This window comes from Streptomyces sp. NPDC052236 (assembly GCF_044548015.1).
Lineage (GTDB): Bacteria > Actinomycetota > Actinomycetes > Streptomycetales > Streptomycetaceae > Streptomyces.
In genome coordinates, this window is the sequence record NZ_JBIUBL010000030.1 from 1 (window position 1) to 14,857 (window position 14,857).

Annotated in this window: 14 protein-coding genes; 1 reads left to right on the plus strand and 13 read right to left on the minus strand. The window is 69.4% G+C overall.

All coding sequences use genetic code 11. The annotated features are described in order from the left end of the window. Positions 1–88 precede the first annotated feature (88 nt). The 4 genes from ACIHCQ_RS36015 to ACIHCQ_RS36030 are packed head-to-tail and all read right to left on the minus strand — an operon-like array spanning position 89 to position 3,796. Positions 89–763 (minus strand): response regulator, encoded by a 675-nt coding sequence (locus tag ACIHCQ_RS36015; RefSeq protein ID WP_399672253.1) that lies wholly within the window; start codon positions 761–763, stop codon positions 89–91. Between the two features lie 32 nt (positions 764–795). Beyond that, positions 796–2,049, minus strand: a complete 1,254-nt coding sequence (locus ACIHCQ_RS36020; RefSeq protein WP_399672255.1) for a sensor histidine kinase — start codon at positions 2,047–2,049, stop codon at positions 796–798. Between the two features lie 32 nt (positions 2,050–2,081). Then, positions 2,082–2,858, minus strand: a complete 777-nt coding sequence (locus ACIHCQ_RS36025) for an ABC transporter permease (RefSeq protein ID WP_399672257.1) — start codon at positions 2,856–2,858, stop codon at positions 2,082–2,084. Next, positions 2,855–3,796, minus strand: a complete 942-nt coding sequence (locus ACIHCQ_RS36030) for an ATP-binding cassette domain-containing protein (protein WP_399672259.1) — start codon at positions 3,794–3,796, stop codon at positions 2,855–2,857. The genes ACIHCQ_RS36025 and ACIHCQ_RS36030 overlap by 4 nt, the downstream gene beginning before the upstream one ends. Before the next feature lie 133 nt (positions 3,797–3,929). Between ACIHCQ_RS36030 and ACIHCQ_RS36035 the strand changes: the two genes are divergently transcribed. Then, positions 3,930–4,478, plus strand: a complete 549-nt coding sequence (locus ACIHCQ_RS36035) for a GNAT family N-acetyltransferase (RefSeq protein ID WP_399672261.1) — start codon at positions 3,930–3,932, stop codon at positions 4,476–4,478. On the opposite strand, the gene ACIHCQ_RS36040 is transcribed toward ACIHCQ_RS36035, so the two are convergent. The 9 genes from ACIHCQ_RS36040 to ACIHCQ_RS36080 form a co-directional block, all read right to left on the minus strand. After that, the gene (locus tag ACIHCQ_RS36040) at positions 4,475–6,004 is read right to left on the minus strand and encodes a type VI secretion protein (protein ID WP_399672263.1); all 1,530 of its coding nucleotides are present in this window, start codon (positions 6,002–6,004) and stop codon (positions 4,475–4,477) included. The two genes, ACIHCQ_RS36035 and ACIHCQ_RS36040, sit on opposite strands and share 4 nt — an antisense overlap. A gap of 4 nt (positions 6,005–6,008) precedes the next feature. Next, complete coding sequence (locus ACIHCQ_RS36045; RefSeq protein WP_399672265.1) at positions 6,009–7,430, minus strand: ATP-binding protein; 1,422 nt, start codon at positions 7,428–7,430, stop codon at positions 6,009–6,011. Between the two features lie 18 nt (positions 7,431–7,448). Beyond that, positions 7,449–9,011, minus strand: coding sequence for an SCO6880 family protein (locus ACIHCQ_RS36050; RefSeq protein ID WP_399672267.1), 1,563 nt, complete (start codon positions 9,009–9,011; stop codon positions 7,449–7,451). Then, positions 9,008–10,369, minus strand: a complete 1,362-nt coding sequence (locus ACIHCQ_RS36055) for a hypothetical protein (protein WP_399672269.1) — start codon at positions 10,367–10,369, stop codon at positions 9,008–9,010. Before ACIHCQ_RS36055 ends, ACIHCQ_RS36050 begins: the two co-directional genes overlap by 4 nt. Beyond that, positions 10,359–11,228 carry a hypothetical protein gene (locus ACIHCQ_RS36060; RefSeq protein WP_399672271.1) on the minus strand — a complete coding sequence of 290 codons (870 nt, stop codon included), beginning with the start codon at positions 11,226–11,228 and terminating at the stop codon, positions 10,359–10,361. Before ACIHCQ_RS36060 ends, ACIHCQ_RS36055 begins: the two co-directional genes overlap by 11 nt. A gap of 160 nt (positions 11,229–11,388) precedes the next feature. Continuing rightward, a complete protein-coding gene (locus tag ACIHCQ_RS36065; protein WP_389275553.1) occupies positions 11,389–11,697 on the minus strand; it encodes a hypothetical protein in 309 nt (102 codons plus the stop codon). A 395-nt stretch (positions 11,698–12,092) separates the two neighbouring features. Continuing rightward, on the minus strand, positions 12,093–12,653 hold the full coding sequence (locus ACIHCQ_RS36070; RefSeq protein ID WP_399672274.1) for a hypothetical protein: 561 nt from the start codon (positions 12,651–12,653) through the stop codon (positions 12,093–12,095). Continuing rightward, a complete protein-coding gene (locus ACIHCQ_RS36075) occupies positions 12,653–14,443 on the minus strand; it encodes an alpha/beta hydrolase (protein WP_399672276.1) in 1,791 nt (596 codons plus the stop codon). Before ACIHCQ_RS36075 ends, ACIHCQ_RS36070 begins: the two co-directional genes overlap by 1 nt. Continuing rightward, complete coding sequence (locus ACIHCQ_RS36080; protein ID WP_399672278.1) at positions 14,440–14,856, minus strand: hypothetical protein; 417 nt, start codon at positions 14,854–14,856, stop codon at positions 14,440–14,442. Before ACIHCQ_RS36080 ends, ACIHCQ_RS36075 begins: the two co-directional genes overlap by 4 nt. Position 14,857: the final 1 nt, after the last annotated feature.

Consider the following 14,857-nt stretch of genomic DNA (forward strand, 5'->3'; position numbering starts at 1 on the left):
TGCAGGGGGGACCCTGTGGGAGAGTAGGACGCCGCCGAACAATCATTGTGGGAATGCCCCGCACCTCTGGTGCGGGGCATTCCTGCGTTCAGGACGGATTTACCAGGCGGGTGTCGTAGGCCAGGATGACCGCTTGTACGCGGTCCCGGGCGCCCGTCTTGGCGAGAATGCGGCTGACATGCGTCTTCACCGTCGATTCGGCGAGGTGGAAACGCGACGCGATTTCCGTGTTCGTCCAGCCCTGGCCGATGACGGTGAGGATTTCCCGTTCACGGTCGGTCAAAGACGCCAGACGGGCATCCGGTCCCTCGGTCGCATCGGTGCCACCGGGTCCGTGCGGCAGGTGGTGCGCGAATGCGTCCAGCAGGCGGCGGGTCAGGCTTGGGGCGACCACCGCGTCGCCGCTCGCCACCGCACGGATTGCCGAGAGGAGCTCCTCCGGGTGGGCGTCCTTGATGAGAAAGCCACTGGCGCCGGCCCGGAGACCCGCGTACGCGTACTCATCGAGGTCGAAGGTCGTCAGGATGAGGACACGCGTACGGGCACCGGCCGCGATGATGCGGCGAGTGGCCTCAATGCCGTCCAGGCCCGGCATGCGGATATCCATCAGGGCCACATCGGGGCGGTGCTGGGCGACGAGGCGGACCGCCTCCGTGCCGTTTGCCGCCTCGCCCACGATCGTCATGTCGTCCTGGCTCTCCAGCAGCATCCGGAAGCCGAAACGCTGCATCGGCTGGTCGTCGGCCACGAGCACGGTCGTCACTGGGCTTGTCCTTCTCTGTGTCGCTCGATCGCTCAGTCGTTCAGGGGGAGTGTCAGGCAGACTTGCCAGCCCGACGGCACCGGGCCGGCTTTGAGTGTGCCGCCGTACAGCGACGTACGCTCGCGCATTCCGCGAATGCCCCGGCCACCGCCCGTGCCCGAACGCGATTCGCCCACGCCCCCGCGGCCGGTGTCCGTGGTGACGGCCTCCAGGGCGTCCGGGGTGTACGTCAGGGTGACTTCCGCAGTGACGTCCTGCGGGCCCGCGTGCTTGAGGGTGTTGGTGAGGGATTCCTGCACCACCCGGTAGACCGTGAGCTGGCGGCCGGGGGACAGAGTTGTGCGCGGGGCTCCACTCGTCGTGAGGCGCACCGGGAGGCCCGCTTCCCGTACGCCCTCCACCAGCGCCTCCAGGTCGGCCAGGGACGGCTGCGGGGTGAGGTCCGGCGTCGGCGGGTCTTCGCGCAGTACGTCGAGCAGCCGTCGTAGTTCGCCCAGCGCCTGGCGGCTCGTTGTGCCGATGGCGTCCAGGGCCTGGCCTGCGCGCTGCGGGTTCTTGCCGGAGGCCGCCGCGTACGAGCCGCCGTCCGCCAGGCCCGTGATCACCGCCAGGTTGTGGCCGATGATGTCGTGCATCTCCCGGGCGATCCGGGCACGTTCGGCGGCTGCGGCAAGGCGCGCCTGCTGATCGCGTTCGATCTCCAGCTGCTCCGCTCGTTGCACGAGAGAAGCGGTGTACTCCTGGCGGCTGCGTACGGCGATGGCGAGGAGCATGACCAGGGCCAGCGACATCATCGGGGGGACGAACGCGCGTCCCCAGTCGCCGTCCGGCCAGCGGGTCGCCGTCACCGCCGTCTGCGCCGTAAGCAGTACGCACATCCAGGCCAGACCGCGCGCCGAGGCGCGCAGGGTGACATTGAACAGTACGACCAGCCCGGTCATCGAGATCTGTGCCGCCGCGCCCGTCCAGCCGTTGAGGGTTACGGCGACGAAGACGACCGTCATCGCCAAATGGGGCCGCCGTCGCCGCCACGCCAGGGGAAGTACGAATCCGGCGGTGATCACGGCGACGAGGGCGGCCGGAACGTCAGGGTTGGGTGCGACGATGCGCCAGTTCGAGTTGATGAGGTCGGCCAGGCCGCCCATCGCTGCGACGACCGGCAGCAGCAGGTCCCACACCAGGGGGTGGCGGCGGTCGAAGGCCCGTATGCGCTGGGTGGCGAGGTGGAGGAGCCGGGTGAGCGGCTGGGGGCCCGTGCCGCCCTTGACACCGGAGCTCGGGCTCATCGTCCAGTCCAGTCCTGTCCTCGTACGTTTTGTCATACGTCGCGGCGGCGCAGCAGCAAGGCCGCCGCGACGAGCGCCGCCGTCACCCACGCGCCGAGTACCAGCAGCGCCGGCCCCGGTGCCAGGACCCCTTCGGCGCGGTGCAGCGTACTGAGCGCGTCGGCGGCCTCCAGTGGAAGGTACTTGACCGCGTCCTTCACCGCGTCGAACGGAAGCATGCCCAGGACCTGGGGAAGGATCAGCACGCAGCCGATGTACGCGCCGATGGCACCCGGCACCGAGCGCAGCAGCGCACCGAGAGCCAGCGTGAAAGCGCCGGTCAGGGCGAGGGCCGCCGCCGTGCCGGTGAGGGCACGGACGACGCCGGGGTCGCTGATGGAGATGGACATGTCGGTGCCGTCGAGGAAGGCCTGCGCGAGCGGGAAAGCGGCGAAGGCGGTGGCGAGAGTGGCGGCGAAGGCGACCGCGGTGAAGACGGCGGCCTTGGCCCACAGCACGGGCGTACGGCGCGGTACGGCGGCGAGGGAGGACCGGATCATGCCCGTCGAGTATTCCCCGGCCGTGACGAGGATGCCCAGGACAGCGATCACGATCTGCGAGAACTGGGTGCCGAGGAGAGTGAACCGTACGGGATCGACGCGCCCCGCGTCCTCGCCGCCCGGGTCGTAACTGATCCCCGTGATCGCGCCCATGGCGAGAACGAGGACTGTCGCGGCGGCCAGCGCGATCCACGTCGAGCGCAGGGAGAAGAACTTCGACCACTCGGAGCGCAGCACGCGGGGAGCCGTGATGTGAAGAGCTGAGGTCATGCTGCTCCTTGGAGGGGCGTGGCCTGGGGCGTGGCCTGGTACTCGACGGACTCGCGTGTGAGTTCCATGAAGGCCTGCTCCAGGGAGGCGGCCTGTGGGGTGAGTTCGTAGAGGGGGATGGAGTGCGCGGCGGCGGTACGGCCGATGTGCCGCGCGTCCGTGCCGTGGACGTGGAGCGTGCCTGGTGGCCCTTCGCTGGTGATGTCGATGCCGGGGCCTGCGAGCAGGCCGCGCAGCCGGACGGTTTCCGTGTCCGGCGTGACCACCTTGATGGCCCCGAGCCCCGCCTCCCGTACGAATGCTTCCACCGTCGTGTCGGCGAGCAGTCTGCCCCGGCCGATGATGATCAGGTGATCGGCCGTGACCGCCATCTCGCTCATCAGGTGGGAGGAGACGAAGACCGTACGGCCTTCCGCGGCGAGGGATTTGAGCAGGTTGCGGATCCAGAGGACGCCCTCGGGGTCGAGGCCGTTGACAGGCTCGTCCAGGATGACGGTGGCCGGGTCGCCGAGCAGGGCCGCCGCGATGCCGAGCCGCTGGCCCATGCCGAGGCTGAAGCCCTTCACCCGGCGGCGGGCGACCTCGGACAGCCCGGTCATGGCGAGGACCTCACTCACGCGGGCGCGGGGGATGCCGTGCGTGAGGGCGAGTGCCAGCAGGTGGTGGTAGGCGGAGCGGCCGGGATGGATGCTGCGTGCCTCCAGGAGCGCGCCGACCTCGGTGAGGGGCGCGCGGTGGGCGGCGTAGGGGCGGTCGCCGACGGTGGCGCGGCCGAGGGTTGGTGCGTCCAGGCCCAGGATCATGCGCATGGTCGTGGACTTGCCTGCACCGTTCGGACCGAGGAAGCCCGTAACAGCGCCCGGCCTGACTGTGAAGGTGAGATCGTCGACGACCGTCTTGTCGCCGTACCGCTTGGTGAGTCCGTGTGCCCGAATCATGTCTTCGACGCTAAGGAGCGGGCGGGCGAGGATCGTCCGACTGGGGGCGGGAGCGGGAGCGCTGGGCGTAGTACCGCAGTACGACAGGCAAACCACGTTGCTCAGGGGCACGGGCGTTCGTCAGTATCACCAGATGGAATACGTTATTCGACCCGTACGCGCCGACGAGTGGGCCAAGGCCCGGGAGATCAGGCTCGTGGGACTGCAGGATCCGGTCGCTCACCTCGCCTTCGTGGAGACATACGAACAGGCCGTCGAGCGGCCCGACGTCTTCTGGCAGGACCGGACGTCCGCTGCCGCGGAGGGGGTCGTCACGCGACAGTTCATCGCGGAGGCCGCGGACGGGCGGTGGGTGGGCACGCTCACGGTGCTTGTCGAGCGGCCGGCGGGGGAGGTGCGGTTCGGGGAGGCCGCGAAGATGGACCAGACGCATGTGGTCGGGGTGTTCGTACGGCCGGAGGCGCGCGGCACCGGTGTCGCGGACGCGCTGTTCGCGGCGGCGGTGGAGTGGTCCTGGTCCCTGGCGGGGCCGCCCATCGAACGCGTACGGCTGTATGTGCACGAGCGCAACGGGCGGGCTGCCGCGTTCTACCGGCGGGCCGGGTTCGAGCCGAGCGGGGATTCTGTGCCGGCGCCGGGGGATCCCACGGCCCGGGAGCTGGAGCTGGAGATCAGGCGCTAGCCCACTGGGTCAGTCAGTGGCTGGGGCCAGCGGGCGCGCGCCTGTTCGGCGGAGCGGAGCAGGACCAGAGTAGGCAGTCCCTGGGCTTGGCCCGTCGCCAGCAGGTCGGGAAGCCGGGGCAGCGGAGCCACGGCCGCGACATCGTCCAGTACGAGAGTCAGTGGTGGGTCGAGCCGGCCGTCAGATGACCGTGCGGCCATGCGGCGGCCGTGCTCGACCACGTCTGATGCGAGTGCGGTGAGCAGAGGCATCGCACCGGGGTGGGTGCGCGGATCTTCGATCGATTCACCCACCACGTAAAGGGTGCCCCCTTCATCGATGAATGATTCCAAGGTCAGCGAATCGGCCCGGTTTGCTGTGCACGCCTCCCGGATGTGGATCGAGGAGAACGCGGAGAGCGCGCGGACCACCAACTGTTGGGCGATGTCGCGGCGTTCGGGGTGCCCGGTGAGCGCGGACTCCAGCAGTCCGGCGAGTCCGGCGGTGGCCTTGGGGTGCGTACGGAGGATACGTACGGCCTCCTGGGCGGAGCCGCCCTGTGCCCAGCGGTGGAGCTGCTTGAACGGGCGTCCGTCCACGGCCGCGGCGTGCAGCCAGCAGCGCAGCAGCGTCTCGGCGGTGTCGGCCATGGCGGCGTCGAGGAGCGCGCGAGGCCGTACGGAGGCGAGGAGGGCGACGGCTCGATCCCGGGCCGTGGCGGCGTCCTCGCAGCGGGCGGTGGGCGACCAGTGGATGCGGGCGGGCGTGTCGCAGAGGTGCCCGGGGTCGTAGACGAGGACGGGGCCGAGCTTGGCCCGCGCGTCCTTCGTCTCGGACCACACGGTGGGATCGGACGTGACGACGAGCGCGGGTCCGGCGGCGTCGAGGACGGCCTGAACGGCGGCGGGGCGGCGGGTGGCGGGGTCGCCGTAGAGGAGCCGGGGGGTTCGGGGAGCGGGCAAGGAAGTGGGGAGGGGGGTAGGGAGGGTGGTGGGCAGAGGGGCTTTCTCCACAAGGGGGACCACAGGGACAGGGGTGGCCGTGGGGGTAGTCCCTGGTCCGGGACCTGGTCCCGGACCAGGTCCCGACTCCGTAAACGCGTCAGGGCGAGGGCCACCCGCACCGGCGCTCCGGTCCTGGGCTGCCTCGTGCCGCTCATGTGCGATCGGGTCGTGGTCCCGGGCGCGGACCGCGCGCCAGCGGGCGAAGGTGCCCAGGACGAACACCGCCACCACGATCAGCACCATCGCCTGGCCGATCACCAGCCCCCAGAACAGCCCGTACCCGGAGAGCTCCGCCGCCGGCGTCTGTGGCCAGGCCGTCGGCAGGTCCTGCGGATTCGACATCAGCGCGCGGATCGCCGGCGGCGTATTGCCGAAGGTGACGCCCTCCGGCCACGCGCCGTGCGCCAGCACGCCCGCCAGGCCGGTGCCACTCCAGACCAGCACGGACAGCCCGAGCAGGAACGCCAGCAGGGCGATCAGCAGCCCGTCCGGGATGCCGCCTTCTCTCGCACGGCCATCGCCGCCTTCGTGCCGGTCACGCATCTCGTCACGCCACCGTCGACTCGGACGCCTCGGACGCGTCGTCCCGCTGCTGACGCTCGATCAGGGCCGCGCGCTGCTCCGCCTCCCACTCCGCGGCCGCCACGTCCTCCGGGAGCGCGGGCCCGGTCGACTCCGTCATCGCCCGGTCCGTGAAGACCAGTGGTCTCTCCGCCTCCGTCACCAGGTGTTTGACCACCTGCACATTGCCGTTGACGTCCCAGACCGCGATGCCGGGAGTGAGCGTGGGGATGATCTCGACCGCCCACCGCGGCAGGCCGAGCACCAGCCCCGTCGCTCTCGCCTCGTCCGCCTTCTGCGCGTAGATCGTCCGGGTCGACGCCATCTTCAGGATCGCCGCCGCCTCCCGCGCCGCCGCCCCGTCCACCACGTCGCTCAAATGGTGGACCACCGCGACGAAGGACAGACCCAGCCGACGGCCGAACTTCAGCAGCCGCTGGAACAGCTGTGCCACGAACGGGGAGTTGATGATGTGCCACGCCTCCTCCACCAGGAAGATGCGCTTCTTGCGGTCCGGCCGGATCCAGGTGTGCTCCAGCCACACCCCCACGATCGCCATCAGAATCGGCATCGCGATCGAGTTCCGGTCGATGTGGGAGAGGTCGAAGACGATCAGCGGAGCGTCCAGGTCGATGCCGACGGTCGTCGGCCCGTCGAACATGCCGCGCAGGTCACCGTCGACCAACCGGTCCAGCACCAGCGCGACGTCCAGGCCCCACGCCCGTACGTCATCTATGTCGACATTCATCGCTTCGGCGGACTCCGGCTCCGGGTGCCGCAGCTGGTCCACGATGTCGGTCAGTACCGGTTGCCGGTCGGTGATCGTCTCGTTCACGTACGCGTGCGCCACCTTCAGCGCGAAGCCGGACCGCTCGTCGAGGCCGTGCCCCATGGCGACCTCGATGATCGTACGGAGGAGAGCCAGCTGGCCGGTCGTGGTGATCGCCGGGTCCAGCGGGTTCAGCCGGATGCCGCCGTCCAGCGCTGTCATCGGGTCCAGCCGGATGGGGGTTATCCCCAGCTCCTGGGCGACGAGATTCCACTCGCCGACGCCGTCCTCGCCCTGCGCGTCGAGCACCACCACCTGGCGGTCGCGGAAGCGCAACTGCCGTAGGACGTACGTCTTCTCCAGCGCCGACTTGCCGTTGCCGGACTCGCCGAGCACGAGCCAGTGGGGGGCCGGCAGCTGCTGGCCGTACAGCTGGAAGGGGTCGTAGATATAGCCCTTGCCGCTGTACACCTCACGGCCGATGATCACGCCGGAGTCGCCGAGGCCGGGCGCGGCGGTGGGGAGGTAGACGGCCTGCGCCTGCCCCGTCGACGTACGGACGGGAAGGCGGGTCGTCTCCACCTTCCCGAAGAGGAAGGAGGTGAAGGCATCCGTGAAGACGGACAGCGGATCTCGCATGGCGGACTGCCCTCTCGTTCAGCGTCGGATGCCGGTCGCGAACGGCAAGGTGTTCACAAACGCCCGGTGATGCTCGCGGTCACACCACTCCAGTTTCAGATAGGACTTGCCTGCTGAGGCCCGGATCGTGCGCTTGTCCCTGGCCAGGCCTTCGGGCGAACGCGACGACACAGTGATGTACCCGACAAGGTTGACGCCTGCCGCACCGCTGGCGAGATCTTCACCCCGCTGGTCGAGCCGTCCGTGCGCGGCGATGTCGCGCGGGTCGACGGTGCGGTTCATCTTGGCGGCGCGGCTCGCGTCGGCCTCGTCGTTGGTCTTCTCGGTCAGCATCCGCTCGATGGCGACCTCGGTGGGCTCCAGATCCATGCAGACCGCGACCGTACGGATCACATCGGGGGTGTGGACGAGCAGCGGCGCGAGGAAGTTGACGCCGACGGGGGTCATCGGCCACTCCTTCACCCAGGCGGTGGCATGGCACCACGGCGCGCGGGTCGAGGACTCGCGGGTCTTCGCCTGGAGGTAGGTGGGCTGCATGGCGTCCAGCTCGGCGGGCCAGGCGTTGCGCTTGGTCATCGCCTGGATGTGGTCGATGGGGTGGTCCGGGTCGTACATGGAGTGGACGAGGGAGGACAGACGGCCCTGGCCGAGAGGCTGGCGGACGCGGATGTCGGCCTCGGCGAGGCGCGCGCAGATGTCGGTGAGCTCGCGGGCCATGACGACGGCGAGGCCGGCGTCCTTGTCGAGCTTCCTGGTCTTCGGGCCTGTGGAGTGGCGGGTGGCGCGGGCCATGGCGTGGGCCTCGGCGGCGAGCTCGCGGGTGTAGTGCATACAGGCGACGAGGTAGGCGCGGTGCTGCTCACTGGAGGTGGAGACCATCGACTGGAGCTGGTCGTACGAGTCGCGCAGCCAGCCGGGCGACTGCTGGTCGCCGCGCTGGGCGACGTCCTTGGCGTGTGCGTCGGGGTCGGCGGGGAGGGTGCGGGCGAGCATCTGAATGCGGGTCACAAAGCCGTCGCCGTTGGCGACATGCTTGAGGAGGGTGCCGAAGCGGTCGACGAGGGCTTCCTGGTCCTCGCTGTCGCGCAGGCCGACGCCCGGGCCCTCGATCTCGATGGCGGCGGTGACGGTACGGCGGTCGGCGTGCAGGAGTACGGCGATCTCGTCGGGGCCGAAGGGCGCGGCGAGCCAGTTGATCCGGCCGATGCCCGGGGGCGGTCCGACCTCGATCTCACGGCCGTCGAGCCGGGTGCCCGCTTCGGCGGCGGTGGAGCGGTAGAGGGTGCCGTTGCGCAGGGTGCGCTTGAAGCTGCGGTTGATTTCGAACCACTTGTAGAGCGTGCGGTGCTTGTACGGGACGTACACGGCGGCGAGGGCGAGGAGCGGGAAGCCCATCAGCATCACGATCCGCAGGGACAGGACGGGGACCAGCAGCCCGCTCATCATGCCGAGGAACGCGCCGGCGATGATCAGGGCGATCTCGCCGGTCTCGCGGTTCTTGCCGACGATCGCGTTCGGCCGGGCCCGGCCGATGAGATACGTACGGCGGGGCGTGATCGGGTGGGACAACTGCGTGGTCAACGCCCGCCACCTCCTGGTCCTGTGTTCTTGCGGTTGCTGTGGGGGCTGCCGGTGCTTCCGCTACGGGGTGGGGGCGCGGCGGCGGCGCCGGTGCCGCCGTTGCCGCCGGTGCTGCGGCTGCTGTGGGCGGCGACGCCGCCGCTGATGGGGTTGGAGGGCCGGGCACCGCTGCCGCCGCCTGATCCGCCGTTGCTGTCGCCGCCGCCTTGGTTGCCGCGGCTGCTGTGGGTCTTGATGCCCTGGGAGACGAGGGCGGCGGGGGAGCTGATGACGGCTGCCGCGGCGTTCTCGGCGCCGTTCTGGAGGCGGTTGTTGCGGGAGGCGGCGATCTCGTCGCCGAAGCCGGGGACGAAGCGGTAGATCATCGCGGAGGCGAAGATCGCGAGCAGGATGATCGAGAGGCCGGAGACGACGGCGGAGAAGGAATCGGGCCCGTCCTCGGCGGAGAGCGCGCCGGCGAGTCCGAGCACGATCGCGATCACGGGCTTGACCATGATGATCGCGATCATGATTCCGGCCCAGCGGCGGACGTGCCCCCACATGTTCTTGTCGACGAGTCCGGCGTAGACGACGACGCCGAGGAGGGCGCCGACGTAGAGGAGGACGGCGCGGATGAACAGTTCCAGGTAGAGGACGCCCGCGGCGAGGATGGTGACGAGCGAGACGACGATCAGCATGATCGGCCCACCGCCGATGTCGGTGCCCTTCTTCAGGGCGCCGGAGAAGTTCCCGAAGAACTGGTCGGTCTGGCTGCTGGTGGAGCCGGCGATGACCTCGGTGACGCCGTCGGTCACGGAGACGAGGGTGAAGAGGAGGAGGGGGGTGAAGGCGGAGGCGAGGACGGTGAGCCAGAGGAAGCCGATGGCTTCGGAGATGGCGGTGGTGAGGGGGACGCCACGGATGGCGCGCTTGGCGACGGCGAGGAGCCAGAGGACGAGGGTGAGGATGGTGGCGGCGGCGAAGACGATGGCGTACTGGGAGAGGAAGGCGGGGTTGGTGAAGTCGACGGTGGCGGTGGACTTCACGGCCTTGGAGAGGGTGTCGACGGTCCAGACGGCGGCGTCGGCGCAGCCGCGGGCGAGGGATGTGAGGGGGTCGAGGGCGTCGGTGGGGTCGGTGGAGGGCGAGCGGGTGGAGGCGCCGGGCCCCTCCTCGCAGTGCTCCCTGGCTCCTCCGACGAGGAGGTCACAGGCGTTGTTGCTCGGGCTTGGCGTGGGGCTGGGCGTCGGGCCGGGGGTGGGCGCCGCCGCGGCGCGCGATGCCAGGAGGATGACGGAGGTCGGGAGACTGGCCAGGGCCACCGTCAGCGCGATGGCACGGGGTGTACGGGGTGCACGGGGGTGCCGGCTAGCGGGCATAGGTGAAGCCTCCGTATCCCTGGACAGCACCAGCGATCTCGTCCGCTGAGGAGGCACGGTTGTCACCGTTGACCGGAGTCGGACCCTCCTTCTGGCTCGACGACTCGATCTTCCAGTCGTTGCCGACCCACTTGAGCTTCTCGGTCATCGTGAACCAGGTGTCGGTCACCGGCTTGGTGGAGTCCGGCCCTGCCAGGCCCACCAGCCCGGTGCACCAGACCTCGACCGTGGCGGTGTCGCCGTTCTGCGCCGTCACTTTGGTGCCGACGGGGACCGTACGGGAGACGAAGGTCATTCCGTCGGGCGGGGTGCCGTCCGCGCTCAGGCCGACGTTGGCGAGGAAGCCCGCGGAGTACGCCTTGTCCAGGCCGGTCATCAGGGCGCCGGCCGCGGCGGGATCGTAGATTGCTTCCACGATGCCGCGGCGAGTCGCCGCCTTGAACATGCCGTCGGAGCCGAGGGCCACCGCGTAATTCGCTGCCGCGCTCTGCGCGCCCTGCTCAGTCTTCGCGTACCCCGAGGGAATCGCCGGGTTCGCCCCGTTCTTCCCCGTCACCGGTTTCACCCCCGTCGCCGCTGTCGGCTGCGCCCCCGCTTCCGTGCCCCCGCCTCCCGACGGGTCGTCATCGCCCCCGCCCCGGTTGGCGAACGCGATGGCCGCGATCAGCAGCACCACGACGCCCACGACCGCGATCAGGGAGCGTGAGCTCCGCGCGGGTGGTCTGCGCGGGGAGCCGTACGCGTCGGTGTCGCCGCCGGGCAGGCGCGTACGCGTCTGGCCCGTGCCGCCGAAGCTCTCGTCGGCACGGCCGCCGCTCGGCTCGCCGCCGTAGCTGCCGTGCTCGTCGCCGAGGCTCATCTGGCGTACGCCCCCTCAACCAGTTGCAGTTCCGCGTCGTACGACACGTAGTACGACGGTAGTCGTGCTGCTTCCCGCGTGGGCGCGGTGTGGTGACTCGACATCAGGGAGACGTACCTCAAACGGTGGCCGGGCACGCCCGGAGAGGACTGACGGGCGGCTAGACGGCCATCCCGTAGACGATGGTGAACACGGTCCCCAGCGACCCGATGATGAAGACGCCGGTCAGACCGGCGACGATCAGGCCCTTGCCCTGCTCGGCACTGAAGGTGTCGCGGAGCGCCGTCGCGCCGATGCGCTGTTTGGCCGCGCCCCAGATCGCGATGCCGAGGCAGAGGAGGATGGCAACGGCCATCACTACCTCGATCATCACTCGGGCCTCGCTCCCCAGGCTCCCGAAAGGCCCCCAGTTCGGGGCGATTCCGCCGATGATGGTGGTGATATCGCCCTTTTCGGCTGCCAGGATCATGTAACTCACCGCCCCTGTTGGGTCATTCGATGCCCATGCCACCCGGCACGGGTCGTCGTTCTATCTTCGCTGATGAAACCGTCCGCGTAAGCCGACTTGGAGGGTTTCTTACCCGATCTCCGCACGTTTGACCGATCGAACAGTCCTGACCTGCGGCGGCGCAGGTCAGGCCCGGCACCAAGATATGTCTGGTTACTCTGTGTATCATGCGGCGTGACTCCGGGCAATGACTGTCGTGGGTGCCCCTCTGCCCTGCTGGTGCGTGCGCGGGGCGCGTGTGTCGCGTGCGCGGGGGGCGTGGCCGGTCGGTCCCATGGTGACCCGGGCCTGGTTGTTGAGGCTCTCCGCGGCAACCGCCCGCATGGAGCATGAAGCCGTGAAGCGCTGCTTCGCGGTCAGTACACGCCGTTGAGGTCTGTCCCGTCGGGTGCCCGGTAGCAGCCGGAGACCACGTTCACCAGGATCAGGGGCGTCTTCTCGGATGAGCCGCCGACGCGGAGTTCCGCGTTGACCGAGAAGTGCTCCTTCTCGGAGTCCGCGGTCAGTTCGAGCGTCTTGGCCGCGCTCTTGTTCGGCCCGTACTCGACGATCTTCCAGCCCTCCTTGGGCAGGTTCTCCTTGAGCCGTTGGAAGCCCTGCTTCAGCTCCTCGGGGGAGACGCCGTAGACCGACCACGGGTGCCGGGAGAGGAACAGGTGCTCCGGGTCCTCCTCGCAGGCGGAGATGGAGGGGCCCGGTTCCGTCGTCTTGGCCTGCTTGAGGCCGATCATGTCGAAGATCTGGCTGGAGACGGACTTGGTCTTGGCCCGGGCGTCGTCGACGGCGAGCGTGGTGGGCTTGTAGCCGAGATCGTCCATGTCTTTCGAGCATCCCGTCGCGATGGTTGTCAGGGCGAGAACGGAGGTGAGGGCGCCGAGCGCTCGCCCGCGCCCGCCCCTGCTGCTGATGCGGATCACTAATCGTCCTCTTCCACGCGGTCGTAGTCGCCGACGACGACCGAAGCCTGGTTCTTCAGGCTCTGGGAGCCACGATTCCAGTAGTCACTGTGCCCGCTGGTGTCCACGTCCATCCGGTGAGCGCCGAAGGCCTCGTCCGACGGCACCGTCTGGACGTACCCGGCGTTGAAGGGGATGCCGTTCCAGGTCTCGACGCCCCACTTGTAGCCGCCGAGTCCAGCGAGCTTGCCGCCCGCGGGCACCGGGTCGTTCCACGCTGCCTCGGACCACACGTGGCCCTTCGGGACGTCGAGATCATCCGCGTCTCCGACCATCATGCCGGGGCTGCCCGCGACCACGATGTCGTCGGCGGACAGGTCGCCCTTGTTGGAGGCGTCGCCGACCACCGTGGAGCCGTAGCTGTGGCCGATGACCGTGGTGTGGCTGTTGTCGGCGCCGCCCTGGGCCGTTTCGAGGCCGTCCATGAAACTGTTCAGTTTGGGCGAGCCGTTGTACGCCCAGTCCTTCTGCATGGCGCCGGGCACGATGCTCTGCGGGGCGTCGTAACCAAGCCAGGTGATGGTCGAGGTGGACTCCCCGGGAGACTGCGCGTTGCTCTCCTTCCACAGCTCCGTCATCCGGTTGATGTCCCCGCCGATACCCTCCAGCCTGGACGTGGTGCCCGGCACGTACACAGCGGTGTTGGTCGCCGTGTCCGGGTTCCCGTTGGCGATGATCGCGCGTCCGGTGCCCTTCTCGTCGAAGCCGAGGAGGTACGCCTCGGGCAGGCCATCCGAAGCGGGCGAGTCGAACCGCTTCTGGATCGCGTCCATGCCCTTGAGCTGGGCCTGGAAGCGGGGGCCACCGCCCTTGTTCCACTGCTCCCAGGCCGGGTTCTTGATCGCCACCGGATAGGTACCGCTCGGGTTCTGGATGTACTTGGCGGGCTCTGGACCCAGCTTGTTCAGGTCCAGCTGCGTCTGGGCGCGGGTCTCCGCCAGCACCATGCGGTTCGCGTCGTCGCGGACAGTGGACGGGATGCCGTCGAGGGCGCCGACCGAGGCGGGGTAGAGCGTGGCGTACTCGTCCCGCTGGTCCTGGGTGAGCCCGTTCCACCATGCGGCGTTCTCAGCCGCCGACTTGCCCTTGGGGATCTTCTCGTCGTCGGCGTACTTGCCGGCCGCCTGCTGGAGGTCCCTCGTGTCCTGGGCCGCGTCGGCGAACATCGCGTCGGTGATGTCGAGGCCCTTGGCGTCCGGCGGGATCACGAGCTTGCGCAGCGCGCCCGCGTACCGGCCGTCGATCTCGTTGGCCTCCCGCAGTGCTGCCGCGATGTCCTCGGCGATCTGTTCCGCCGCGCCCTTGTTGGCGTTGGCGCCGCCCTCGGCCGTGCCCGGCAGGAGGGGAACGGGGGCTCCGGGGGTGGCCTGTCCGGTGCCCGGCGCGAGAGGCACGGGTACGGGGTACGTCACGGAGCCGTCCGGCTTCACCGTGAACGTCTTGGGGACATCCGCCAGCGTCCGTTTCAGCTTGCCCTGGGGCCCGGCCATTTCGGCGGCGAGCCCGTTCAGGGCGGTGCGGATCAGTCCGCACTCCGTGTGGATGTACTGGTAATTGCGGCTCAGCCGGGTCAGGTCGCCGATGGCCGCGTCGGCCGTCTGGCCCTTCTGGGTCTCGCGGAGCTTGCCGAGCATTTCGTTGTCGACGCGATCCTTGGCCGCGTTGGCACGGCTGGAGACCTTGCCCCAGCCGGTCGCGGCGTCCCGGTATTCGTCGAGATCGATCTTCTCCAGCTGCTCCCAGGTGATCACTTCGGGCCGCCGATCTTGCCCTTGAACTTGTTCTCGGTTGTGATCTCCCGCTCGCCGAACTCCTTGCCCGCGCTCTGGAGTGCGCCCTGGAGGCGGGTGCATTCGTCGCGTACGGCGGTGAGGCGTCCCTTCCAGGAAGTGAGGACCTCGTCCATCGCCTTGGTGCTGTCCAGGCCCGCGGTGCTCTTCGCCTCGACCTTGGCTGCTGTCTCCAAGTCGGTCAGTGCGGTGGCGGAGGAGGTGTGCAGGGCGTCCGCGACCCCGGACGCGGTGGTCCAGGGACCCTGGCCGGCCTTGAGGTCGGGGGTGTTGCCGTTGCTGCCCGCGCCGGGCCCCTCGACAGTGGCCAGTTGCATTTGGGTACCGGAGCTGTCGTTGCCGAACAGCTCGCCCCATTTCTCGTTGAGCGCCATG

Excerpts from the sequence above, each read along its gene's own strand:
- ACIHCQ_RS36065 (WP_389275553.1), bottom strand. The coding sequence starts at position 11,697 with ATGATCCTGGCAGCCGAAAAGGGCGATATCACCACCATCATCGGCGGA.
- ACIHCQ_RS36060 (WP_399672271.1), bottom strand. The coding sequence starts at position 11,228 with ATGAGCCTCGGCGACGAGCACGGCAGCTACGGCGGCGAGCCGAGCGGC.
- ACIHCQ_RS36030 (WP_399672259.1), bottom strand. The coding sequence starts at position 3,796 with ATGATTCGGGCACACGGACTCACCAAGCGGTACGGCGACAAGACGGTC.
- ACIHCQ_RS36055 (WP_399672269.1), bottom strand. The coding sequence starts at position 10,369 with ATGCCCGCTAGCCGGCACCCCCGTGCACCCCGTACACCCCGTGCCATC.
- ACIHCQ_RS36020 (WP_399672255.1), bottom strand. The coding sequence starts at position 2,049 with ATGAGCCCGAGCTCCGGTGTCAAGGGCGGCACGGGCCCCCAGCCGCTC.
- ACIHCQ_RS36080 (WP_399672278.1), bottom strand. The coding sequence starts at position 14,856 with ATGGCGCTCAACGAGAAATGGGGCGAGCTGTTCGGCAACGACAGCTCC.
- ACIHCQ_RS36035 (WP_399672261.1), top strand. The coding sequence starts at position 3,930 with ATGGAATACGTTATTCGACCCGTACGCGCCGACGAGTGGGCCAAGGCC.
- ACIHCQ_RS36045 (WP_399672265.1), bottom strand. The coding sequence starts at position 7,430 with ATGCGAGATCCGCTGTCCGTCTTCACGGATGCCTTCACCTCCTTCCTC.
- ACIHCQ_RS36025 (WP_399672257.1), bottom strand. The coding sequence starts at position 2,858 with ATGACCTCAGCTCTTCACATCACGGCTCCCCGCGTGCTGCGCTCCGAG.
- ACIHCQ_RS36040 (WP_399672263.1), bottom strand. The coding sequence starts at position 6,004 with ATGCGTGACCGGCACGAAGGCGGCGATGGCCGTGCGAGAGAAGGCGGC.